Raw genomic sequence first — 21,970 nt, forward strand, 5'->3', positions numbered from 1 at the left:
GAGTTGAATGAGTAATTAAAACAGCCACCGTATGCGGTGGCTGTTTTTTGTTCAGATTGGGCGTAAGCATGACCTGCTTATTTATACCTGGTGGTGGTATATTCTTGGATGTCTTATTGGATAATGACCCCATTAATATACCTATTCATGGCCAAACGCCCGATCACGCAATTGTTTCAGCTCATCACGTAATTGCGCAGCTTTTTCAAACTCCAGATTTTGCGCGGCGTTCATCATTTCTTTCTCGATGCGCTTGAGCTCTTTCGCCAATTGTTTCTGATCCATCTCGGCCACAATGCGCTGCTTTTTCTCTTCCAGGCGCGCTGCGGTGGCTTCTTCGGCGTTATACACGCCGTCGATAATATCCTTGATGCGTTTGACGACGCCGCGTGGCGTGATGTTGTTGGCGACGTTAAACGCAATTTGTTTTTCGCGGCGCCGCTGCGTTTCGCCGATGGCTTTTTCCATCGAATTGGTGATGCGGTCGGCGTATAAAATCGCCTTGCCGTTCAGATTACGCGCGGCGCGGCCGATGGTTTGAATCAGACTGCGCTCGCTGCGCAAAAAGCCTTCCTTATCGGCATCCAAGATGGCGACCAGCGACACCTCCGGAATATCCAGCCCTTCGCGCAATAAGTTAATCCCGATCAGTACATCAAAAACGCCCAGACGCAAATCGCGCAGGATTTCGACGCGCTCGACGGTGTCGATATCCGAATGCAAATAGCGCACCTTGATGCCATGCTCGGCGAGATAATCGGTGAGCTGCTCGGACATTTTCTTGGTCAACGTCGTGACCAGCACGCGCTCGCCTACTTCGGTGCGCTTTTTGATTTCCGACAGCAAATCATCGACCTGCGTGCCCACCGGACGCACTTCGATAATCGGGTCGACCAGCCCTGTCGGGCGGACGACTTGTTCAACCACCTGGCCTTGATGTGTAGACTCGTAATCTGCGGGCGTGGCCGAGACGAAAATCGTTTGCGGCATCAGGCGTTCGAATTCTTCAAACTTCAGCGGCCGATTGTCCATCGCTGAAGGCAGCCGGAAGCCGTAATCGACGAGGTTTTCCTTGCGCGAGCGGTCGCCCTTATACATCGCGCCAACCTGACCAATCATCACATGGCTTTCGTCCAGAATCATCAAGCCATCTTTGGGTAGATAGTCGAGCAGCGTCGGCGGCGGCGAGCCAGCGGGTTTACCGGAAAAATGCCGGGAGTAGTTCTCGATGCCTTTGCAAAAGCCCATCTCGGTGAGCATTTCTAGGTCAAACCGCGTGCGCTGCTCTAAGCGTTGCGCTTCAACCAGTTTTTGCTCTTTGTAGTAAAACGCCAGCCGATCACGCAGCTCGTCTTTAATCGTTTCAATCGCGCGCATGACGGTATCGCGCGGCGTGACATAGTGGCTGCTGGGGAAAATCGTATACCTGCCCACGCGCTGCTTCACATGCCCAGTGAGCGGGTCAAACAGGCTGATGCGCTCGATCTCGTCGTCGAACATTGACACGCGCACCGCCAGCTCGGCCGATTCGGCGGGGAAAATATCAATTACATCGCCGCGCACGCGAAAATGTCCACGCGAAAAATCCAGCTCATTGCGATCGTACTGCATCGTCGTCAGGCGTTTGATAATGTCGCGCTGGCCGATCTGTTCGCCCTCGACCAAATGCAAAATCATCGCGTGGTAGGAACTTGGGTCGCCAATACCGTAAATCGCCGATACGGTCGCAACGATAATGCAGTCTTTGCGCTCCAGCATCGCCTTGGTCGCGGAGAGACGCATCTGCTCGATATGCTCATTAATCGCCGAGTCTTTTTCGATAAACAAATCGCGGCTCGGCACATAGGCTTCGGGCTGGTAGTAATCGTAATAGCTGACGAAATACTCGACCGCGTTTTTCGGGAAAAACTCGCGCATCTCGGCATACAGCTGCGCCGCCAGCGTTTTATTCGGCGCCAAAATAATCGCCGGCCGCCCAGTCCGCGCAATCACATTGGCCATTGTGAACGTCTTGCCTGAGCCTGTTACACCCAGTAAAGTCTGGAAGCGCAAACCATCTTCCAAGCCTTCGATCAATTGATTGATCGCCGTCGGCTGATCACCGGCGGGCGGGAAGGGCTGGAAGAGTTGATATGGCGAGTTAGGGTAGTCAACAAACATGGGCGGCTGCACGGCGAAAAGGCAATCGCCTATTGTCGGTGGAACTGGGTTTGGGTTCAAGCGCGTTGAACGTTTGTACTATAAACGATGCAGCTCACGCCCAGTATTTTGGCGAGGCAAAAAAATACCCGCCATCCTGAGGATGGCGGGTAAAGATACTGTGGTTTAACAGTACAAGCGTAATTGTTACGCGGTCTTGATTGCGAATCGCTTAGATTGCGCTCTGACGCAATTGCTCCAGAATCGCCGGGTTTTCCAGTGTTGAAGTATCGGCGGTGATTTCCAGACCCTTGGCGATGTCACGCAACAGACGACGCATGATCTTGCCTGAGCGGGTTTTTGGCAGGTTGTCGCCGAAGCGGATTTCATCCGGTTGGGCGATCTTACCGATTTCATGAGCGACCCATTCACGCAGCTCTTTGGCGATACGTTTAGCTTCTTCGCCTTCTGGGCGAGCGCCTTTCAGTACCACGTAGGCAACGACTGATTCGCCTTTGATGTCGTGCGGTTTGCCGACAACAGCAGCTTCGGCAACCAGCGGATTGGCAACCAGTGCCGACTCGATTTCCATCGTGCCAAGGCGGTGACCAGATACATTCAGCACGTCATCGATACGACCCATGATCCAGATGTAGCCGTTCTCGTCGCGGTGAGCCGAGTCGCCAGCCAGATAAAGCTTGCCGTTGTAGTCTTCCGGGAAATAGGTTTTCTTGAAGCGATCTGCATCGCCCCAGATATTGCGGACCATTGATGGCCATGGTTTGCTCACCACGAGGAAACCGCCTTTGCCCAGATCAACTTGCGCGCCAGATTCGTCAACGATGTCGGCCATAATGCCCGGGATAGGCAAGGTGCAAGAGCCCGGTTTGGTCGCAACTGCACCTGGCAGTGGGGCGATCATATTGCAGCCTGTTTCAGTCTGCCACCAGGTATCGACGATTGGGCAACGAGAGCCGCCAACGACTTCGTAATACCACATCCATGCTTCCGGATTGATCGGCTCACCGACGGTGCCCAACAGGCGCAGTGAAGACAGATCGTATTTCTTCGGCAGATCGCCACCAAGTTTGATCAGCGAGCGGATCGCGGTTGGCGCGGTGTAGAACGTCGTTACGCCGTGTTTCTCGATCATTTGCCAGAAGCGCGAAGCGTCCGGGTAAGTTGGTACACCTTCAAAAACGATTTGTGTCGCGCCAATGCCCAGCGGGCCGTAGGCGATGTAAGAGTGGCCGGTAATCCAGCCCACGTCGGCCGTGCACCAGTAAACGTCGGTTTCCTTGTAGTCGAACACCCATTTCATCGTCACTTGTGTACCGAGCAGGTAGCCGGCTGATGAATGCTGAATGCCTTTCGGTTTACCGGTTGAACCTGAAGTGTAAAGAATGAACAGCGGATGCTCGGCATCAACCCATTCTGGTTCGCAAGTTTCGGCCTGATCTTTGACCAGTTTGTGCCACCAGATATTGCGCTCTTCGTTCCAGTGTTCCGGCGCAGTGCTGGTGCGCTGGAATACAACGACTTTCTGTACTGACTCGCAACCGCCCAAGCCCAGCGCTTCGTCGGTGATTGATTTCAATGGTGTTGCTTTGCCGCCGCGAACGGTTTCATTCGCAGTGATCACGACTTTAGCTTGTGCATCCTGAATGCGGTCACGCAGTGCGCCAGCCGAGAAACCACCGAAAACGACTGAGTGGATCGCGCCAATACGCGCACAAGCCTGCATCGCAACCACGGCTTCAATGGTGTGTGGCATGTAGATCACCACGCGGTCGCCTTTGACAACGCCGAGTGATTTCAGACCGTTGGCGAACTGGCAAACGCGGGTGTAAAGCTCGCGGTAAGTTACGCGAGTCACCGAGCCGTCGTCGGCTTCGAAAATGATCGCCACTTTGTTCGCTTTGGTTTCGAGGTGACGGTCGATACAGTTGTACGATACATTCATCACGCCATCTTCAAACCATTTGTAGAACGGTGCGTTATCGCTGTTCAGAATCTTGGTGAAGGGTTTTTTCCAGTCGAGCATGGACTTGGCCAGATCGCCCCAGAAGCCTTCGTAGTCGTTGTTCGCTTTTTCGCACAGCGCGTTGTAGCCTTCCATGCCGGAAACAGTCGCGTTAACGCGGAAATCATCCGATGGCGGGAACTGACGGGTTTCTTTCAAAACAGAATCGATACCACTCATACTCATTAACTCCTGCGGGTCCAAACGGGTTTTAAAATGGCGACTCCGGATCACGCGATGTGCGGCGGAATTTGCCAAAAATCTATCGTGGACTGTAAGCGCCTGTAGATGCCAAATCCAATTGTCTTTTTTGATGTGGCAAATCAATCTGGCTGATGCTTGGCTAAGTATTTGTTAATTAGGGTTATTACTTAGTTTTTTGAATATCATTGCCGCCATTAATGCATCATTTAACGGATTGTGCCGATCCAGCAGGGGGAGTTGCAGCGTGTGCAAGATACGATCCAGCCGCAGGTCAACGTCGGGTCGGTAGGCGCTGACCATGCGATCGTAATACAGACCGGAAACTTCAATGCTGCGATTGGGTAAGGGAATGCCGAGCCAGGGTTTGAGTTGACGGTTAATGACGGCCAGATCGAATTCGAGGTAATAACCGACCAGAGGTCGTGAGCCGATAAAGTTCAGCAATTGCGTCAGAGCGTCTGCGATAGGCAGCCCTTGCGCAACATCCTGATGCCGCAAGCCATGAATCGGAATGCTTTTCGGGTCTAGCGTTCCGCTGGGTTTGATCAGTAGCGATAGCTGTTGCGACAGCTCAATGCGTGCACCGCGAATGCGGATTGCGGCAATGCTGATGATTTCGGCGCTTTTGGGGTCAAGACTGGTGGTTTCGCAATCAAGGCTGACCCATTCCTGTTCGGGTTCGTCGGCAAACAATCCGGCAAAGTGCGGCAGCTTGAGCCGGCTGAGCAAGTAACGTTTGCGCCAGTATCGGCCATTTAGCCAGCGCAGCGGATTGAGGCGCAAGCTCATAATAGCCCCAGCTTGAAATGATGGCGCAGCAAGGTGCGGAACTGCTTGACCACGCTGAAGGCGTCTTTTATCAAATCCCGCTCAAGTGCGGTGAGCTGGGCGGGATCGATCTGATTAAAAGTCGATTTGCCTGCCGAGATGGCCTGTAGGCCGTATTTCAGCTGCAAACCTTGTAAAAACCGCAGTGTTTCCGATAAATCCTGCGCCAGTGCGCTGGTCAGTACGGTGTCGCCGGATCGGGTGACGAAGGCAGCCAGTCTCTCGTAACTATTGGTCGCGGCAATGCCTTTTTCGAGCGCCAAGCTGCGCAGTCCGTGCGTAATGGGAAACAGGCCGCCTTTTTTCAAATCGAGCAGTTTTTCCTCTCCAGTCACCAGCCGTGAGAATAATCCCAGCGGAGTGGGGAATTGTTCCAGCGGCAGTGCAAAATGTGCCATAAATGGGGTATTGCTATCTAGCCATTTTTGCAAGTGGCTTTGCAGCTTATACAGTAGGGTGGTATTGCCGGTGACGGCACAGCCATCGATCCAGATTGCCAGTTTGATGATGTTTTCTGCGCTTGGCGTGTAAGTCCAGTCGTTGATTTCTTGCTTAAAGCCGCTGACACTTTGACGCCATTGTGGATTACTGACCATGATGCCGCCGGGACAGGGCGGGTAGCCCAGTGTTTGTAGTGCCGCATTAAATTGCTGGCAGACAGTTTCGAGTTCCGGGTGGCTGTAGCCGTCTTCGATGATGAGTGCATTGTCCTGATCGGTACGCAGGATTTGTTCGCCGCGCCCTTCCGATCCGAGTACCAGCAGACAGACATGGTTCAGCATCTCGGCGGGAGCCAGTAGGGCAAACAGTTTCGCGAGCAGTTTTTGTCGCAACTCGCTAATCAGTTCGGCAATCAGCGTCACTTTCATTCCGCTGTGATGCAGCATCTGGATGACAGGCAAAAACTGATCCGACGCCAGTTTCAACTCGGCCAAATTGCGCGAGCGATCAATTTGCAACCCAATGCTGTGCGGATTGCCCGCCAGGCTGGTGAGCAGGTCGAGTTGTTCGAGTACGCCGCTGATTTCTCCATCGTGGGCGACCAGTACACGGTGAATGCCGTGGCGTATCATCAGTATCATCGCCTGATGTAGCGTCGCATCGGGAGCTACGCTGATCAGTTTGAAGCTGGCGTGCGCGGCGACTTTTTCTTGTGCGGGGATCAGGCCTTTGCTGACCATCTGGCACAAATCGCTTTGCGTAAAAATGCCGCAACCTTGCCCGGTCTGAATCAGCACCGAGCTGACCCCGAACTGCTGCAGGCACTGCGCCGCTTCGAGTACGCTGGCGTCATGCGCAACATAATGAACCGGGCTGATGCAGGCATCGCGCACGCGCGTCAGCATCAGCGTTGCCTGACTGAGCTGGTGCGGGCTGGGCGATAATTCGGCCATCCGGCGCGCGACATCCTGATAAAAGTAGGCTGCAAAGGTCGGGTTGTGCTGGCTTAAGCGCAAGACGGATTCACGCGCAATTCGCCACAGCAGCGTGTCCTCAAATGCGCTAAAAGCATAAGCGCATTGACCTTCGAGCAAGGCTTTGCCGTCAAATAGTTCATGCTCAGTAAAGTAAACGTCCTGCTCTGCGCCGCCGACGACCAGTCCCTTCATGACCACATACAGCGCCTCGATGCTGCTATTGGCCGGGATGATGGTGCTGCCTGCGGCGTAATATTCGATATCGATTTGCCGGGCGATGTCGATGCGTTCGAGCGGGCTGAGTGCATCGAAAGGCGGAAAAGAAAAGTCGAATGGGCTGGACATCAATGACCCCCGTTTTTCTGAGTCTAAGTAGACAAGCAAAAGTTTTCCAGCATCGTTACCTCGCCTTGTCGTACTACTTGTACTGCCTGCGGCTTCGGTGCCTTGCTGGAAAACTTTTGTACGGTTTTAGAAGCAAAAACGCCCCTTCATGATCAACGAAGGGGCGTAGGTCTTATACCCTGTTTGGGTATGCTTATGAATCAATGATCTGAAGCGCCTTCTGCGCCAATACCCGTCATGGAGCGAACGAACTGGGCGTCGAATTTCGCGCGTTCAGACTCTGCCTGTGCGCTCTTGTCGAGTACCGAAATCAACCAGGTAAAGAAGAACGCCAGCGTCATCGAGAACAGTGCCGGGTTGCTGTAGGCAAATGGCGCGCTGCCTTTGGCATTACCCAGTGTGGTTTCCCAGACCGCAGGTCCCAGAATAATCAATACTACAGCTGAAATCAGGCCGATTGCACCGCCAATTACCGCGCCACGCGTCGTCAGATTTTTCCAGAACATCGACAGCAGCAAGACCGGGAAGTTGGCTGAAGCCGCAATCGAGAAAGCCAGACCGACCATAAAGGCGATATTCTGTTTTTCGAACATGATGCCAAGCAACATCGCCACGATACCCAGCGCGACGGTGGTCATTTTCGATACGCGGATTTCGTCAGCCTCGTTCGCCTTGCCTTTCTTGATGACCGAGGCGTACAGATCGTGCGAAACGGCTGATGCGCCAGATAAAGTCAGACCGGCTACGACGGCCAGAATGGTTGCGAAGGCAACGGCAGAAATAAAGCCGAGGAATAAATCACCGCCAACTGCTGCTGACAAATGGACTGCTGCCATATTCGAGCCACCAATCAGCGCGCCTGCTGCATCTTTAAATTGCTGCCCTGCATCGCCTGACAGCAAGACGATGGCGCCAAAGCCGATGATAAAGGTCAGAATATAGAAGTAACCGATAAAGCCGGTGGCAACAAAAACCGATTTACGTGCTTCCTTGGCATCCGCAACAGTAAAGAAACGCATCAGAATATGTGGCAGACCCGCAGTACCAAACATCAGTGCCAGACCGAGTGAAATCGCGTCGATCGGATTTGAAACCAGCCCGCCCGGCGCCATGATATTGGCTTTGGCTGCCTTGGCGGCCGATTCTGCCAGTGTGGCGGCTGAAGCCACTGCAGCCGAAGCATCAGGCGCATTGGCCGCCACTGCAGCAGTGGCTGCTTCGGATGCAACCGCAGCTTTGGCTGCCAGAGCCTGCGCGCCAGCGTGTTTAACGTCAACCGCTTGCTGGAACAGCGTTTCAAAACTGAAGTTGGCGTGTTTCATTACCATAAAGGCCATGAATGATGCACCAGAGAGCAACAAAATGGCCTTGATAATTTGCACCCAGGTCGTTGCCAGCATGCCGCCGAAAGTCACATACAGAATCATCAGAATACCGACCAGAATGATCGCGTAGTTGTAATCCAGGCCGAACAACAGCTGGATCAGTTTACCGGCGCCGACCATTTGCGCGATCAGATACAGCGCGACGACGACCAGCGTGCCGGTTGCGGCAAATACGCGAACCGGCGTTTGCGCGAGACGATAGGACGCCACGTCGGCAAAAGTATATTTGCCGAGGTTACGCAGGCGTTCGGCGATCATGAATGTAATGACGGGCCAGCCGACCAGAAAGCCGATCGAATAAATCAGGCCATCGTAGCCGGTAGTAAATACCATCGCCGAAATACCGAGAAACGAAGCTGCCGACATATAGTCGCCGGCAATCGCCAGGCCATTCTGAAAGCCGGTAATCCCGCCGCCAGCAGCATAAAAATCTTTGGCCGAACGTGTGCGGCGCGCTGCCCAGTAAGTGATGCCGAGCGTAAAAGCGACAAATGCCAGAAACATCACAATCGCGTGAATATTGAGGCTGCGTTTTTCAACCGCGCCCTCAATCGCACCTGCTGCCCAGCCCGGCATGCTGGCCAGAGCAAAAACACCGCTAAAAGCTAATTTTTGCAAAAAGGATTTCATTGTTTGGCGTCCTCAACCAGTTCACGGGTCAGTTGGTCAAATTCGGTATTGGCGCGGCGAACATAAATGCCGGTGAGTGCAAAAGCCGAAAGGATTACAAAAATGCCAACCGGGATGCCCCAGGTTGTGACGCCGTTGCTGATCGGGGTTCCGAGTGTTGCAGGTGAAAAAGCAACCAGCAGGATAAAACCGTAGTAAATCACCAGCATCGCAATGGTCAGCATCCAGGAAAATCTGGAGCGGGTCGCTACGAGTTGGTGAAATTTTGGATTATTCTGCACGCGTTCAATCATTGAATCTTGCATACGCTGCCTCCTGAGTAGTGTAAAAGGCTATCCCTTAGCCATTCCCAAGGCTAATGTAAGCCTCATTCAGTGATGTAGGCTAATTGCTTTTTTTGATGCTCGGAATCACTGAAAGTTATGTTGTGTTGCACGAGGCTTACTTTTTTGTTTGTAATCAAATGGATTTAACTACATTCTGGCGCAAGCTTTACACCACGATGGCGTGACTTTAAGGGATAATTCGCTTCATGGAACTTTATCAATTACGCACTTTTGTGACAGTGGCTCAGCAGGGGCATTTGACCCAGGCTGCCGAATTACTGCATTTATCCCAGCCGGCGGTGACGGCGCAAATTAAAGCACTTGAGGAGCAATTCGGTCTGGCGCTGTTCGAGCGCTATCCGGGTGGCGTGCAGTTGACGGAAGCCGGCAAATTGCTGATGCCTGACGCCGAGCAGATTCTGGCGCAGGCGCGTGATTTGCTGCATAAGGCCAAGTCTTTGCAAGGGGAGCCAACTGGCAAGGTTCGCATTGGTACGATTGGCGTTCCGGCGCGGCTCAGGCTGGGCGCATGGCTTTCCTTATTGCGTGAAACGTATCCCCTGATTACCGTGCAAACGACGCACGGTATTTCGGTGAGCATTCTGAACGAAGTCCGCAAAAAAACGCTCGATGGCGGTTTTTATCTGGGTCGCAATCCCTACCAGAATGTGATGAATTTGCCCTTGGGGGAAATCGGTTTTTGTATTGCGATGCCAGTGAGTATGGCTGGGCAATATCAAAATGCCGATTGGTCGCAACTGGGGGGCGCGCCGTGGCTGGGCTTGTCGCAACTGACCAGTTTGGCTGATATTTCTCTCGAATTGTGGCGCAGTCATAATATTGCACCCAAAGTCGTCGGTGAGTTTGATGAAGAAGCAACCTTGCTTGAGCTTATCAAATCCGGCGTCGGGATCGGTATTCTGGCCGAGCGCACGGCGCAACGCTTTGCGTCGGATGGCTCGATTGTGTTGTGGCGCAGTGGCGAAGTGGTCACGCGGGCGCCACTGCAGTTTATCTACTCGGGCGATAGGGTGTCTGACCCGATGATGCACAAGTTGTGCGCGACGCTGAAAACAATCTGGGGTCTGGAGTAGTAAGTAGGGTATGTGCCGCTAGGCCAGGTGGGGTATTTGTTACAGGGCAATACCCCTTGGGCAAACAAAAACCCCGCCGAAGCGGGGTTTCGAGTATGGTCACCAGCACTGAATTACTTCAGTTTGGTTTCCTTGTAGATCACGTGCTTGCGAGCTACGGGATCGAACTTCTTGATTTCCATCTTTTCTGGCATGGTACGTTTGTTTTTGGTCGTCGTGTAGAAGTGACCAGTACCTGCAGAAGATTCGAGCTTGATCTTATCGCGCATATTCTAAATACCTCGGAATTATAGTTCGCCGCGGGCGCGCAAGTCAGCCAATACTACGTCGATGCCTTTCTTGTCGATCAGGCGCAACGCAGCGTTAGAAACACGCAAACGGATGAAGCGGTTTTCGCTCTCAACCCAGAAACGGCGTGATTGCAGATTCGGGAGGAAGCGGCGTTTTGTTTTGTTATTGGCGTGGGAAACGTTATTCCCGGTCATCGGGCCTTTGCCGGTGACTTTGCATACTCGTGCCATGATTCTTGTCCTAACGTCGGAACTGGAAAAGTCCACGTTTATATCACAGATCGCACTTTGAGTTCAAGTCAAAGTGCAAAATGCGGGGTTAATCGGAATAGTGCTCGTCTCTGTTGCAAAGCGGTATTGCATCACACCCTGCAACGACTGCGTTTATCGCCCATCCCGAGAGGTGTAGCCGCCTGTCTGTGGAGGGCATACAGAATACGGCAAGCCATATTCTGTTTATTCGCTGGCTGGCGCCAGCACAGTCCGGTTGCCGTTACTTTCCATCGAGCTCACCAGACCGGCGCTTTCCATTTGTTCAATCAGACGCGCGGCGCGATTATAACCGATACGCAGCTGTCTTTGCACGGACGAAATCGAGGCGCGACGACTTTTCATGACGAACGCGACGGCTTCGTCGTATAAAGGGTCGCGGTCTTCGGTGCAGCCGCTTTCACCCGCTGACGCATTGCCGGCGCTTTCGGCATCAAAACCGCCATTCAGAATGCCTTCGATATAATCGGGCTCGCCCATGGCTTTGAGCGAGTCGACGACGCGGTGGACTTCATCATCGGCAACAAAAGCGCCATGCACGCGCAATGGATAGCCGCTGCCCGGTGGTAAAAACAGCATATCACCCTGACCTAGCAGCGCTTCGGCCCCCATCTGATCGAGGATCGTCCGGCTGTCTACCTTGCTGGAGACCTGAAACGCCAGCCGCGTCGGGATATTGGCCTTGATCAAGCCGGTAATCACGTCGACCGACGGACGTTGTGTTGCCAGAATCAAATGAATCCCCGCCGCGCGCGCTTTTTGTGCCAGACGTGCGATCAATTCCTCGATTTTTTTACCGGCAACCATCATCAGGTCGGCAAATTCATCGACAACGACAACGATAAACGGCAAGTGTTCCAGCGGCTCGGGATTATCCGGTGTCAGCGTAAACGGATTGGTCAGTTTTTTGCCGGTTTTTTCGGCGTCTTTGATTTTCTGGTTGTAACCGGCCAGATTGCGTACACCCAGCGCACTGAGCAGTCGGTAGCGTTTTTCCATTTCTGCGACACACCAGTTCAGCGCGTTCGCAGCCAGTTTCATGTCGGTAACGACCGGCGCGAGCAGGTGCGGGATTTCGTCATAAATCGACAGCTCGAGCATTTTCGGGTCGATCATGATGAAGCGCACTTCGTCAGGCGTCGCTTTGTAAACCAGCGACAAAATCATCGCGTTGACACCGACCGATTTGCCCGAGCCGGTGGTTCCGGCAACGAGCATATGCGGCGCTTTGGCCAGATCGGTGACCACCGGTTTGCCGGTAATGTCTTTACCGAGAACCAGCGTGAGTTTACTGGCCATATTGTGATAGGCATCGCTCGACATGATTTCCGACAGACGGATCATCTGGCGTGTCGGGTTTGGCAGCTCAAGACCCATATAGGTTTTGCCCGGAATCGTTTCGACGACGCGGATTGATACGAGTCCCAGCGCACGTGCCAGATCTTTCATCAGATTCACAATCTGCGAGCCTTTTACACCAACGGCAGGTTCGATTTCATAGCGGGTAATCACCGGGCCCGGATACGCCGCGACAACTTTGACTTCGACATTGAAGTCTGCCAGTTTGCGCTCGATCAGTTGCGAAGTGAATTCCAGTGTTTCCTTGCTGATGGTCTCCTGGGTTGGTGGCGCAGCTTCCAGCAAGGAAAGCGCAGGTAGCGTGCCATCGCCAAATTGAATCGGCGTCGGTTTTTTATTGATCGAAACCGGCACGGGAGGCAGTTCATCGTCGTCAAACAGCATAGGCTGTGCTGCCTGTTTGGCTTGTTGCTCCTGCTGTTTTTCCTGCTCTTTCTTTTCGCGCTCGAGTTTTTTGGCGAGCGGTACTTCGCTTTGCAATGGGGCAATCACGAGTGGCGTTTTTTCATCTTGTTTCTTTTTGGCTTCGAGTACTTTCTGTTCGCGTTCGCGCTTGATTTCTCGGCCAATCCGGCGATCTTGTGCGGCCTGAATGGTGTCCAGTGTTTTCAGGTAAATCCATTCCAATCCCGCGCCGATTTTTTCCATTAATCCAAGCCAGGACAGTCCGGTTAGCAAGGAAATGCCCAAGCCGAACGTGCTAAACAATAATAGAGTCGCGCCACTGAAGCCAAACTGCTTCAGCAACCAGCCGCCCAGCGACAGGCCGAGTATGCCGCCCGGTTTGTGCGGTAGTGGCGCGCTGATGCTGTGCAGGCGCAATGCTTCAAGGCTGCAGCTCGATAACAAAATGAGCGCAAAACCAAAACAGGTCAGCAAAACCAGCGGTCGGGACGATTCGGCAAGGCGGTCAATGCGGCGATACCCCCAGATGATTGCAGTCACAAAAAAGACCGTCCACCACCACGCCGATAAGCCAAAGGTATACAGCAGGACATCGGCCAGCCAGGCGCCGACGCTGCCGCCCCGGTTATGAATGATGGTTTCGGTCGCACTGTGCGACCAGCCCGGATCGCCTTGATGGTAGCTGGTCAATACCAGTAATAAATAGCCGAGCAATACCACCAGCAGCAGCCACCAGGATTCGCGCAACAAGCTGGCTACCGGCGCAGGTAGCGCGGTACGGGTGGAGGCATTGGGGATGTTTTTCTTGCGAAACAGGGGCATGGTGCACGGCATCGGTGAAATAGCTTGCACGATTATAAGGCAAGCTTCGTATGCGCGCTCAATGCGCTCGGTTTAATCTAAAAAACGCTGTTGCCAAAGCAGATATTGGGAATAAACCGCCAGATTGAAGCTTTCTTTGTCGGCAAAATCTTGTGGATCAATCGGATCAAAAACATGGTAATGCACGACTGGATTGGGGCTGTTGGCCATGCGCCAGATTTTTTGCAGCAAGTGTTCTCCCGTCTGCCATTCAAATTGCGCTTGCGCCTCGTAATGAAGAAAGACTGGCAAAATCGGTACGCCCGTTGCGAGCGAAGTAATAAATGCGCCATGCAGAAAACGCGGGGCGATCCGACGACCTTTGCAGCCACCTTCGGGATACAGTGCGATATTGTCGCCGGCATTGACCGCATCAATCAGCGCCTGCTGCGCAGCTTGGCGAGACGCTTTGCTTTCACGTTCGACAAATAAAGTCCCGGCGGCGCGGGCAATTTTTCCGAGGAGGAACCAGTCTTTAACTTCGTGCTTGGCCAGGTTGCGCACCCGGAACAGCGCGGGAATGCCAATGTCTTCAAAAGCCGATGGATGATTGGCGATCAGGATAAAGTGCCGGGGAAAATCCCCATGGAAATGTTGATGCAGCCTGAGTTCTACCCCAAGTGCGCGTACAAAGCAGCGACACCAGCTGTGAAACAATGGGGGGTATATGCTCCTGATCGTTGCTGATGGTAGGCTGGTGAGCAATACCATGATGAGTGTAAAGGCCAGCAGATCAAGCCAGGCCAGGAAGCGCAGCAGCAGGCGGAATAAATACAACATGGGAGTTCTTCCCGGCATCAGGATGGCTGATGTGTTGAATATAGCGGCTGGTTGCGGCTTGTGTCGGGAAATTGGGGCTGCTAATTAATGATGCAAAAATCCCGACAATTTGTTTTCCAGCTGACGCGGGTTTTCACCGTTGGCAATGGCAAACAAACCTTCGGCGAGCATTTCGCGGCGGCGTACTTCGAGCATGATGTAGTGCTTGAGCTTGTTGGCAACGGGCAGCAGAAATAAATTGGCTGCGCCTACGCCATAAATTGTCGCAACAAAGGCGACCGCAATCCCGGCACCCAGCTTGGCCGGGTCGGTGAGGTTTTCCATCACGTGGATCAGCCCGAGTACCGCGCCGAGAATACCGAAAGTCGGCGAGTAGCCGCCGGCCGACTCCCAGATTTTGACTGCCGCACGAGCCTGATCTTCATAGGCGTCGATATCGAGCTCGAGTGAGCGGCGTACGGTTTCCGGTTCGGCGCCGTCGACGACCATCGTGAGGCCGCGGCGTACAAAGGGATCTTTTTCGCTGTTCATTGCGTTTTCCAGCCCAAGCAGTCCGTTGCGGCGCGCCAGATTGCCCCAGTTGATCAGCGTATTGAGTACTTTGCGAAAGTCCATTGCTGGCGGAAAGAAAACCCAGCGCAACATTTTGATGCCGGCAATAAAGTGACGCATTTCGGTCTGAATCATGACGGCACCCATTGTGCCGCCGATGACGATCAAAAACGCGGTAAATTGCAATAGAGAGCCGACATGTCCACCTTCAAGCCATTGCCCGAGAACGATGGCAGTCAGACCCAAAATAACGCCGAGAACACTGATTTTATCCATTTAAGCCAGCCAATCGGTGAGTTTGGCGCGCAAGCGGGCGACAGCCTGAGAGTGTAACTGACAGACGCGGGACTCGGAAACGCCGAGTACGGCGCCGATTTCTTTGAGGTTGAGTTCTTCGTCGTAGTACAGCGCCATCAGCAGTTTTTCGCGCTCCGGCAATAGCGCGATTGCTTCGATAAGATGGCCGCGGAATGATTCATCGCTCAGAATATCGACCGGGTTGGCATCATGATCGGCGGCGTAGATATCCAGCTGATCGTTGTCGCCATCCAAATCCAGGTCTTCATAATGCAGCAACTGATGTCCCCGAGCATCACCGAGCATGATTTGATAGTCTTCAATGGCGACATTCAGTGCTTTAGCAACTTCACTCTCGAGTGGTGCTCGCCCCAGTTGCTGTTCAAGCAGGACAATCGCGCGTTCGATTTCACGCATGTTTTTGCGGGCTTGCCTCGGCAACCAGTCCGCATTGCGCAATTCATCGAGCATCGCGCCACGAATCCGCTGGCTGGCAAAGGTTTCGAATTGCACGCCTGCTTCTTCGTCAAAATTACGCGCAGCCTCCATTAACCCCATCAGGCCTACCTGAATCAGGTCATCGACTTCAACACTGGCCGGCAGTCTGCTCATCATGTGATAAGCAATTTTGCGTACCAGCGCTGCGTGTTGTTTTACGCGGTCTTCTTCACTGGTGCTCTGTGTACTGCGGTACAGGGAAAGGGCGCGGTGGGTTGACATAGAGTTTGACGGTAACAAATTGTTCTTTAGTTTAGCTGACTAATGGACATTTGACGAAATCAGATGTTGCTCTAATTGGATTAACAACATTCTCAAAGTTTCCTGATAGCCCTGCGCCGCAGTTTCTGCCTTGGCGTTCGGGAGTGCGTGTTCGGCGCTAAGCAGGAAACTGGCCGATTTGCCGTTGTGACTGAGCAAATATTGCGCTTTGATCACGGTTTTCGGGGCATGTGGCATGCTGACATCAATATACATCGCCAGCAATTCCCCTTCGAGTTGCCACGGCGCGATCAGGTTGCTGCCTGTTGGATAGACGCGACTAAACAGACCGCTACTGGCGAGCCATTGCCGGGTTTGCTGGGTAATCTGGCTGCTGGGCGTCGACAGAAAGCCATGATAAGGATCGGCAACAAATCGCTGCGCGCTTTCGCGATAGACCATGGACAGATCACGGTAGGGCGGATGGCTGCGCAACTCGTTAACCTGTAGTTCACTAAATCGGGCAGGCAGACTGGCTCCGCTGCGAGTGGCCTCGATCAGAAAATCCTGTCGTTCGGGGGGCGTGCTGCTGCAGGCGGCAAGAAATAACAGGCTAAATAGAGTGAATAGAGTTTTTTTCATGGCTGCGGCGGGATGTAGGGTTTGGGTTGCGTGCTAAATAGCAGGCTGCTTGGTCGTTGATTGGCTTTTTCACTCAGCGATTTCAGATTGCTGCTTGCGTTGCTGAGGTTGTCGATGATTTGCTGAATATCACCTTGTGCACTGAGCTGGTCGAGTCGCAAAGTGATGGCGTCGAGCCGGTGCACTGCGCTGGCCAGCGCAGGATCGCCAAGCAATACTTTGGCTGAATGTGCTGCACTGGCCAGATCCGCGCTGGCACTTTTCAGTTCGGTTTGCTCCAGCAAGGCTTTCAAAGCCTGATTGCTTTCACGAACTTCAACGAGCAGCAGGCTACCTTCACTGGCGATTTGCGTGAGCGGCATCCGATTGATCGTGCGTAAAAGCTGGCTGGCTTCCTGACCTATGGTTTTGGCGGGAATTTCGTCCAGTTTCTGATTGGCGGTCATCAGTGTCTGATTTAGCAGGCTTATGGTTTTTTCAAAATCGACGCGCTGCAATTTGGCCAGCAGTTCCTGCGCGTTGCCGATGAGCTGATTAACCGTGCTATTGGTAGAAGGAATATACAGGTGCTCCGGCTGCCAGCTAAAGGGTAAGGGCTGATTGAACGGCGCAGGTTCATAGTCGATTTCCAGGTAGCTGGTTCCGGTTAATCCCTGTGGTGCGAGCTTGACGCGCAAGCCTTTGGCAATTTCGCGATTCAGTGCGGCTTGCTGTGTTTCTCCCTGTGCGTTTTTTCCAAACAAGGTATCGTCGAGATGCGCCTCAACGAGGACGTATTGCTGGCGTTGGCTATTGGGAAGTTCGTCTTCGTAACGGGTGTAGGTAAAGCTAATCGCGCTGACTTCGCCAACGGCGACGCCGCGATAACGCACTTTCGAGCCGATATCGAGCCCTTTAACCGATTCGTTGAAATAGGTTTCCAGTGTGAGTTTCGATTGCCACCAACGGCCGCTACCCAGTCCAACCAGCAAGATAGCGCCGAGACTTAGGGCAAACAGGATAAATAATCCGAGACGAAAGTTTGATTGATGTTCCATACCTGGCTTTAGAGGGTAGCGCGGGCGGGGCGCTGTGCATTAAAAAAACTGGCAATGCGCTCGTCTGTTGATTGCGCGAGCGCGGCGGGCGTATCAATGGCCAGAATCCCTTTGATACTTTTATCGAGCATAATTGCCCGATCGGCAATCGCTGCAATACTCGCCAGCTCATGCGTGACGACAACGATGGTCACACCCTGTATTTCAGCCAGTCGGCGTATCAGTTGATCCAGTTCGGCTGAGGTGACCGGATCGAGCCCTGCCGACGGCTCATCCAGAAACAGAATTTGTGGATCAAGCGCCATCGCTCTCGCAATTGCTGCGCGTTTGTGCATGCCGCCTGACAATTCGCTGGGGAAATAATCGGCAAATTCTTCCAGCCCGACCAGACGCAATTTTAGCCGTGCCAAGGTGTCAATCGCGGCTTCGTCAAGATCGCTAAAACTGCTGAGCAACAGGCGGATATTATTCAGGATACTCATCGAGCCAAAGAGCGCGCCTGACTGAAACATGACTCCCATTTTGCGGAGTATTGCCTCGCGATCCTTGCTGGTAGCCATGACCAGCTCATTACCCGCTATCCGTATGCTGCCGGACTGAGGCGGGTAGAGCCCGATCAGATGCTTGAGCAGGGTCGATTTGCCGCAGCCTGAACCGCCCAGTATCGTCACCACTTCGCCGTGCCGAATGCTGAAATTGATGTCCTGCAAGATTGTCCGCTTGCCCCAGCCGCAGTAGAGATGACTGACTTCGATAGCGCTGCTCATGTTACCAGCCCAGATGATAGTAAACGACGGCAAAAATGCCGTCGGTAATCACCAGCAATATCAGGATATTGACCACGGCGCGTGTGGTCGACGCGCCGACTGCGCTGGCCCCGGTTCCCGTGTGCAGGCCACGAAAGCAGCCAACCGAAGCGACGACCAGCCCAAATGCTGCGGCTTTGAGCATGCCACTAAAAAAATCGCCGATATCGACTTGTGAGCTGACTTGCGACCAGAAGGTTGAGATGGGAATGCCAAAACCACGCATTACCAGCGCTCCGCCCAGCATGCCGATGATTTCGGCCCAGATGGCCAGTAGTGGCAACATGCAGACGCCCGCCATCAGCCGGGGAAAAACCAGAAAGTGCATCGGTTGATAGCCGAAAGTGACGAGTGCATTGATTTCCTCGTTGACTTTCATAGTGCCGATTTCTGCGGCAAACGCGGCGCCGCTGCGCCCGGCCAGCACAATGGCGGTCATCAATGGCCCCAGTTCACGGATCAGCGAAAGGCCGAGCAGGTTGGCGACATAGAGTTCTGCGCCAAATTGCCGCATCGGGATCGCCGATTGAAAGGCCAGAATAATGCCAAGCAAGAGTGAAATCAGGCTGATGATGGGGAGTGCATTGGCGCCGGTCAATTCGCATTGATGCAAAAATTCGCTCCAGCGTATCCGTTGCGGCAGCCTGATGGCATCAACGAACGAGCGTGCGGCGCTGCCGATAAAGCTGATTTGTTCCTGAAAATCTTGCAGCGTCGCACGTGATGTTTGCCCCAGCTGGGCGATCAGGGTGATGCGCGGCTTATTGCGCTTGTGGTGCAAGGCGCGTTGCGGTTCAAGCGCAGAGAGCAAGCGCTGGCATTGTTCCGGGATATTTTGTAGCTTAGCCCCCGATTGCGTCAGTTCGAACAGCAGCGCTGCGCCGGCGCCGTCGCAATGCTCGATGGCGCTAAGGTCTACGATCTGATTTTGCCAGTCAATCGTGCGACTTTGTTGCCAGACGGGAGAAACGGTAGAGAGGCAGAGCGAGCCAATCAATGCATAACCATCATCGATTTGCTTCAGGCTCACCCTAGTCATGTAATGTGCGCTCTTGCAAAAGTCGGGAGGATTCAACAAGGCGGTGCACGAAATTGTGTGCAGATTGATGTCCAAGCTTTGGGGGTATCCAGTTCAAGATACTGTCAGCTATTTGTTCTAGGGCAATACTGGCTTGGGTATCTGGGAAGGCGTCGATGACTGTCGTCCCAAGATGAGTTGCGCGGTTGAGTTTCTGATCTTCGGGAACGTAACCGAGCAATTTGAGCTGCAGGCTCTCGCCCAGAAATTGTTCGCAAACGCTGTTAAGCCGTTCAAACAAGGCGAGTGCTTCGTTCAGTGTTTCGACGCGATTGACCAAGACCCGGAAGTTACGCCGCGCGTACTCTTGCGCTAATTGTTTGATGATGGCATAGGCGTCGGTCAATGATTCTGCGTGATTGGACAAGACGATGATGACGTCATCGGCGGCCAGACTCAGATTGGGGAGCCCGTTGCTGCCGGTCTGGCGGGTGTCGAGCAGCAGGTAGTCGATGTTTTCAGTCAACGTTTCAAACTGGTCTGCCAACCAGCGCTGATCGGCGACGTTCAACTCGGCGATCAGTTCAGGGCCACAGGCGACGGATAGCAGTTGGAAACCGTTGGCTGAATCGATTAGACAGTCGGTCAGCCGTGCCTCGTGGCGCAGTACATGATCCAGTGTAAAACTGGGTTTGAGCTGCAGACGGGAGCTGATGTTTTGCTCGTCGATCGACTCATCCAGAATGAGTACCTGACGCTGACATGCAGCCAATGCCGTTGCTAAATTGATCGTCAGGGTGGTAGTGCCTGAGTCGCCTCGGCCACCGCACAGGCTGATACTGCGACAGCGGCTCGGAGTGACCATTTGACGCAGGCCGGCGGCCTGGTCTTGCCAGCGTTTAGGCACGCGCGCCGCCCAGACTCAGGCTGAAATCATTGGGCGTGTCCTGGGTGCTCATGTACAGCGGATATTCATCGCTGTCGAGCTGGAATACGCCGTAGTCTTGTGGCGATTTGAAAGCTCGATCGATCAGATACGCCAGATTGGCGCGATGCAGGTCTTCTGGTACACGCTGACCGTTGGTGACAAATTGCAGCGGCAATTTGTGCCGGATCGCCACGTCCAGACTGCCGCCGATCGAGACGGTTTCATCCAGTTTGGTCAGAATACAGCCGAGCAGATGGTGATTGCGATAACGGCGCGCGACGTCGTCGAGGGTGCCGGCTTGTGCGTTCGCTGCCAGTAATAAAATAGTGCCAACATTATCGTTGCCAAGCATGGCTAACTGTTCGCCGATGCGCTGGTCACGCTGACCCATACCGACCGTGTCGATCAGGATCAGCCGACGATCACTCAGTTCGCCCAGCGTGAGCTGCAAATCGGTTTCATCTTTCACGTCGTAAACCGGCACGCCGAGAATCCGGCCATAAATGCGCAACTGATCGTGCGCGCCAATCCGGTAGCTGTCGGTCGTCAATAACGCGACTGATTGAGGTCCGTAGGCCAGTGCTGCGCGTGCGGCGAGCTTGGCGACGGTGGTCGTTTTGCCAACGCCGGTCGGGCCAATCAGCGCGTAGACGCCACCCCGCATCAGCAGGTCATCGTGGTTGGCCGACGTCGGCAGGTTATGCGCCAATGCCGCCTTGACCCATTTCATGCCGGTTTCGGCATTCATGCCATTGGGCATTTTGTCGATGAGCTGACGCGACAGTGCCGCGCAGAAACCTGCGCCTAATAATTGGCGAAGCAGTTCGATTTTTTCCGGCGCTTGTTTGGAAAGTTCGCTCCAGGCGATCCCGGCCATCTGGCTTTCGACGATTCCGCGCAACATGCGGATTTCACGCACGATGTCCTGAACGGCTTCATTCTCGACAGCAGGTTGGGGCGCCGGTTTTTTAGGTGGCGCTTCTTCGTCGTCAAAACTGAAAACGGGGAATTCGTCGTTATCGATTTCCGGGTTGCGGGCGCGGCGGTTTGATTTACCAACTCGCGGAGCTGCTTTGCTGTCTGCGCGTTCTGCAGTCGTGCTGCGTACCGGAGCTGGCGGACTCTCGTGATCCTTTTCGTAATCGTAACGCGTCTCGATTGCGCGAGGTTGACGGTTGCTGCGTACGACTGCCGGGGTAGCTTGTGGTGGCGCACTCTGGCTGAGGGTGACTTCGTCGTCGTCAAGTGAGTATGAACGAGCCAAGGCCTTGGCGAGATTGGGGGTTGGGCTATCGCCAGTCAAAGGTTTGTTTGGGCGTGCAGCTGGAGGCCGGCTGGTCGATTTGACTGACGCTGCACTGGTTTGAACCTGAGTCAGTGCGGCCACATCGGCATCCGCAACAGCCATAATTTCAATTCCGCCACCTGCGACTTGACGATTCGACAGGATAAGCGCATCCGGACCCAGTTCATCTCGAACTTGGCGGAGGGCTTCGCGGGTGGTTGCACCGAAATATTTTTTGACGACCATAGTGATTTGATTATCGCTGTTGCAGGCAAACTACACAAACCATCTGCACATTTGAGGCTTAAAAAATTGCAGGTTGTTGCAATAAATGCTACACCACCGACGC

At 53.7% G+C, this 21,970-nt stretch carries 19 protein-coding genes; 1 reads left to right on the top strand and 18 read right to left on the bottom strand.

Annotated features, from left to right (window positions below):
- Window positions 1-141 precede the first annotated feature (141 nt).
- The 6 genes from uvrB to ACG2XO_RS07735 form a co-directional block, all read right to left on the bottom strand.
- Window positions 142-2,160, bottom strand: coding sequence for an excinuclease ABC subunit UvrB (gene uvrB / locus ACG2XO_RS07710; protein ID WP_410497414.1), 2,019 nt, complete (start codon window positions 2,158-2,160; stop codon window positions 142-144).
- Window positions 2,161-2,371: 211 nt separating this feature from the next.
- Window positions 2,372-4,342: an acetate--CoA ligase gene (gene acs / locus ACG2XO_RS07715; protein WP_410497415.1), complete on the bottom strand. Its 1,971-nt coding sequence runs from the start codon at window positions 4,340-4,342 to the stop codon at window positions 2,372-2,374.
- Between the two features lie 174 nt (window positions 4,343-4,516).
- Window positions 4,517-5,155 carry a 3'-5' exonuclease gene (locus ACG2XO_RS07720; protein WP_410497416.1) on the bottom strand — a complete coding sequence of 213 codons (639 nt, stop codon included), beginning with the start codon at window positions 5,153-5,155 and terminating at the stop codon, window positions 4,517-4,519.
- A complete protein-coding gene (locus ACG2XO_RS07725) occupies window positions 5,152-6,957 on the bottom strand; it encodes a DUF294 nucleotidyltransferase-like domain-containing protein (protein WP_410497417.1) in 1,806 nt (601 codons plus the stop codon). The genes ACG2XO_RS07720 and ACG2XO_RS07725 overlap by 4 nt, the downstream gene beginning before the upstream one ends.
- Window positions 6,958-7,157: 200 nt before the next feature.
- A complete protein-coding gene (locus ACG2XO_RS07730; protein ID WP_410497418.1) occupies window positions 7,158-8,972 on the bottom strand; it encodes a cation acetate symporter in 1,815 nt (604 codons plus the stop codon).
- Window positions 8,969-9,277 (bottom strand): DUF485 domain-containing protein, encoded by a 309-nt coding sequence (locus ACG2XO_RS07735; protein ID WP_410497419.1) that lies wholly within the window; start codon window positions 9,275-9,277, stop codon window positions 8,969-8,971. The genes ACG2XO_RS07730 and ACG2XO_RS07735 overlap by 4 nt, the downstream gene beginning before the upstream one ends.
- A 227-nt stretch (window positions 9,278-9,504) precedes the next feature.
- On the opposite strand from ACG2XO_RS07735, the gene ACG2XO_RS07740 reads away from it, so the two are divergent.
- Window positions 9,505-10,392 carry a LysR family transcriptional regulator gene (locus ACG2XO_RS07740; RefSeq protein ID WP_410497420.1) on the top strand — a complete coding sequence of 296 codons (888 nt, stop codon included), beginning with the start codon at window positions 9,505-9,507 and terminating at the stop codon, window positions 10,390-10,392.
- Window positions 10,393-10,505: 113 nt separating this feature from the next.
- On the opposite strand, the gene rpmG is transcribed toward ACG2XO_RS07740, so the two are convergent.
- From rpmG to flhF, 12 genes are all read right to left on the bottom strand, one after another.
- Window positions 10,506-10,661: a 50S ribosomal protein L33 gene (rpmG, locus tag ACG2XO_RS07745; RefSeq protein WP_028449594.1), complete on the bottom strand. Its 156-nt coding sequence runs from the start codon at window positions 10,659-10,661 to the stop codon at window positions 10,506-10,508.
- A gap of 18 nt (window positions 10,662-10,679) precedes the next feature.
- Window positions 10,680-10,913, bottom strand: coding sequence for a 50S ribosomal protein L28 (rpmB, locus tag ACG2XO_RS07750; RefSeq protein ID WP_157315212.1), 234 nt, complete (start codon window positions 10,911-10,913; stop codon window positions 10,680-10,682).
- A 225-nt stretch (window positions 10,914-11,138) separates the two neighbouring features.
- Window positions 11,139-13,538 (bottom strand): DNA translocase FtsK, encoded by a 2,400-nt coding sequence (locus ACG2XO_RS07755; protein WP_410497422.1) that lies wholly within the window; start codon window positions 13,536-13,538, stop codon window positions 11,139-11,141.
- Window positions 13,539-13,610: 72 nt separating this feature from the next.
- Window positions 13,611-14,357, bottom strand: a complete 747-nt coding sequence (locus ACG2XO_RS07760) for a lysophospholipid acyltransferase family protein (protein WP_410497423.1) — start codon at window positions 14,355-14,357, stop codon at window positions 13,611-13,613.
- An 84-nt stretch (window positions 14,358-14,441) separates the two neighbouring features.
- Window positions 14,442-15,185 (bottom strand): flagellar motor protein, encoded by a 744-nt coding sequence (locus ACG2XO_RS07765; protein WP_410497424.1) that lies wholly within the window; start codon window positions 15,183-15,185, stop codon window positions 14,442-14,444.
- Entirely contained in the window at window positions 15,186-15,926 is a 741-nt protein-coding gene (locus ACG2XO_RS07770) for an RNA polymerase sigma factor FliA (protein ID WP_410497425.1), read from the bottom strand.
- Window positions 15,927-15,965: 39 nt separating this feature from the next.
- Entirely contained in the window at window positions 15,966-16,547 is a 582-nt protein-coding gene (locus tag ACG2XO_RS07775; RefSeq protein WP_410497426.1) for a lipoprotein, read from the bottom strand.
- Window positions 16,544-17,584 carry an MlaD family protein gene (locus ACG2XO_RS07780; protein WP_410497427.1) on the bottom strand — a complete coding sequence of 347 codons (1,041 nt, stop codon included), beginning with the start codon at window positions 17,582-17,584 and terminating at the stop codon, window positions 16,544-16,546. The genes ACG2XO_RS07775 and ACG2XO_RS07780 overlap by 4 nt, the downstream gene beginning before the upstream one ends.
- 8 nt (window positions 17,585-17,592) lie before the next feature.
- Entirely contained in the window at window positions 17,593-18,351 is a 759-nt protein-coding gene (locus ACG2XO_RS07785; protein WP_410497428.1) for an ABC transporter ATP-binding protein, read from the bottom strand.
- Between the two features lies 1 nt (window position 18,352).
- Window positions 18,353-19,429, bottom strand: a complete 1,077-nt coding sequence (locus tag ACG2XO_RS07790; RefSeq protein ID WP_410497429.1) for an ABC transporter permease — start codon at window positions 19,427-19,429, stop codon at window positions 18,353-18,355.
- Window positions 19,422-20,315, bottom strand: coding sequence for a MinD/ParA family protein (locus tag ACG2XO_RS07795; protein WP_410497430.1), 894 nt, complete (start codon window positions 20,313-20,315; stop codon window positions 19,422-19,424). The genes ACG2XO_RS07790 and ACG2XO_RS07795 overlap by 8 nt, the downstream gene beginning before the upstream one ends.
- Complete coding sequence (gene flhF, locus ACG2XO_RS07800; protein WP_410497431.1) at window positions 20,308-21,867, bottom strand: flagellar biosynthesis protein FlhF; 1,560 nt, start codon at window positions 21,865-21,867, stop codon at window positions 20,308-20,310. The genes ACG2XO_RS07795 and flhF overlap by 8 nt, the downstream gene beginning before the upstream one ends.
- Window positions 21,868-21,970: the final 103 nt, after the last annotated feature.

The organism is Chitinibacter sp. S2-10 (genome assembly GCF_046530675.1).
Taxonomy (GTDB): Bacteria; Pseudomonadota; Gammaproteobacteria; order Burkholderiales; family Chitinibacteraceae; genus Chitinibacter.

What these genes read in the sequence shown, in the direction of transcription:
- uvrB (WP_410497414.1), bottom strand. Translation starts at nt 2,160, where the DNA reads ATGTTTGTTGACTACCCTAACTCGCCATATCAACTCTTCCAGCCCTTC.
- acs (WP_410497415.1), bottom strand. Translation starts at nt 4,342, where the DNA reads ATGAGTGGTATCGATTCTGTTTTGAAAGAAACCCGTCAGTTCCCGCCA.
- ACG2XO_RS07720 (WP_410497416.1), bottom strand. Translation starts at nt 5,155, where the DNA reads ATGAGCTTGCGCCTCAATCCGCTGCGCTGGCTAAATGGCCGATACTGG.
- ACG2XO_RS07725 (WP_410497417.1), bottom strand. Translation starts at nt 6,957, where the DNA reads ATGTCCAGCCCATTCGACTTTTCTTTTCCGCCTTTCGATGCACTCAGC.
- ACG2XO_RS07730 (WP_410497418.1), bottom strand. Translation starts at nt 8,972, where the DNA reads ATGAAATCCTTTTTGCAAAAATTAGCTTTTAGCGGTGTTTTTGCTCTG.
- ACG2XO_RS07735 (WP_410497419.1), bottom strand. Translation starts at nt 9,277, where the DNA reads ATGCAAGATTCAATGATTGAACGCGTGCAGAATAATCCAAAATTTCAC.
- ACG2XO_RS07740 (WP_410497420.1), top strand. Translation starts at nt 9,505, where the DNA reads ATGGAACTTTATCAATTACGCACTTTTGTGACAGTGGCTCAGCAGGGG.
- rpmG (WP_028449594.1), bottom strand. Translation starts at nt 10,661, where the DNA reads ATGCGCGATAAGATCAAGCTCGAATCTTCTGCAGGTACTGGTCACTTC.
- rpmB (WP_157315212.1), bottom strand. Translation starts at nt 10,913, where the DNA reads ATGGCACGAGTATGCAAAGTCACCGGCAAAGGCCCGATGACCGGGAAT.
- ACG2XO_RS07755 (WP_410497422.1), bottom strand. Translation starts at nt 13,538, where the DNA reads ATGCCCCTGTTTCGCAAGAAAAACATCCCCAATGCCTCCACCCGTACC.
- ACG2XO_RS07760 (WP_410497423.1), bottom strand. Translation starts at nt 14,357, where the DNA reads ATGTTGTATTTATTCCGCCTGCTGCTGCGCTTCCTGGCCTGGCTTGAT.
- ACG2XO_RS07765 (WP_410497424.1), bottom strand. Translation starts at nt 15,185, where the DNA reads ATGGATAAAATCAGTGTTCTCGGCGTTATTTTGGGTCTGACTGCCATC.
- ACG2XO_RS07770 (WP_410497425.1), bottom strand. Translation starts at nt 15,926, where the DNA reads ATGTCAACCCACCGCGCCCTTTCCCTGTACCGCAGTACACAGAGCACC.
- ACG2XO_RS07775 (WP_410497426.1), bottom strand. Translation starts at nt 16,547, where the DNA reads ATGAAAAAAACTCTATTCACTCTATTTAGCCTGTTATTTCTTGCCGCC.
- ACG2XO_RS07780 (WP_410497427.1), bottom strand. Translation starts at nt 17,584, where the DNA reads ATGGAACATCAATCAAACTTTCGTCTCGGATTATTTATCCTGTTTGCC.
- ACG2XO_RS07785 (WP_410497428.1), bottom strand. Translation starts at nt 18,351, where the DNA reads ATGAGCAGCGCTATCGAAGTCAGTCATCTCTACTGCGGCTGGGGCAAG.
- ACG2XO_RS07790 (WP_410497429.1), bottom strand. Translation starts at nt 19,429, where the DNA reads ATGACTAGGGTGAGCCTGAAGCAAATCGATGATGGTTATGCATTGATT.
- flhF (WP_410497431.1), bottom strand. Translation starts at nt 21,867, where the DNA reads ATGGTCGTCAAAAAATATTTCGGTGCAACCACCCGCGAAGCCCTCCGC.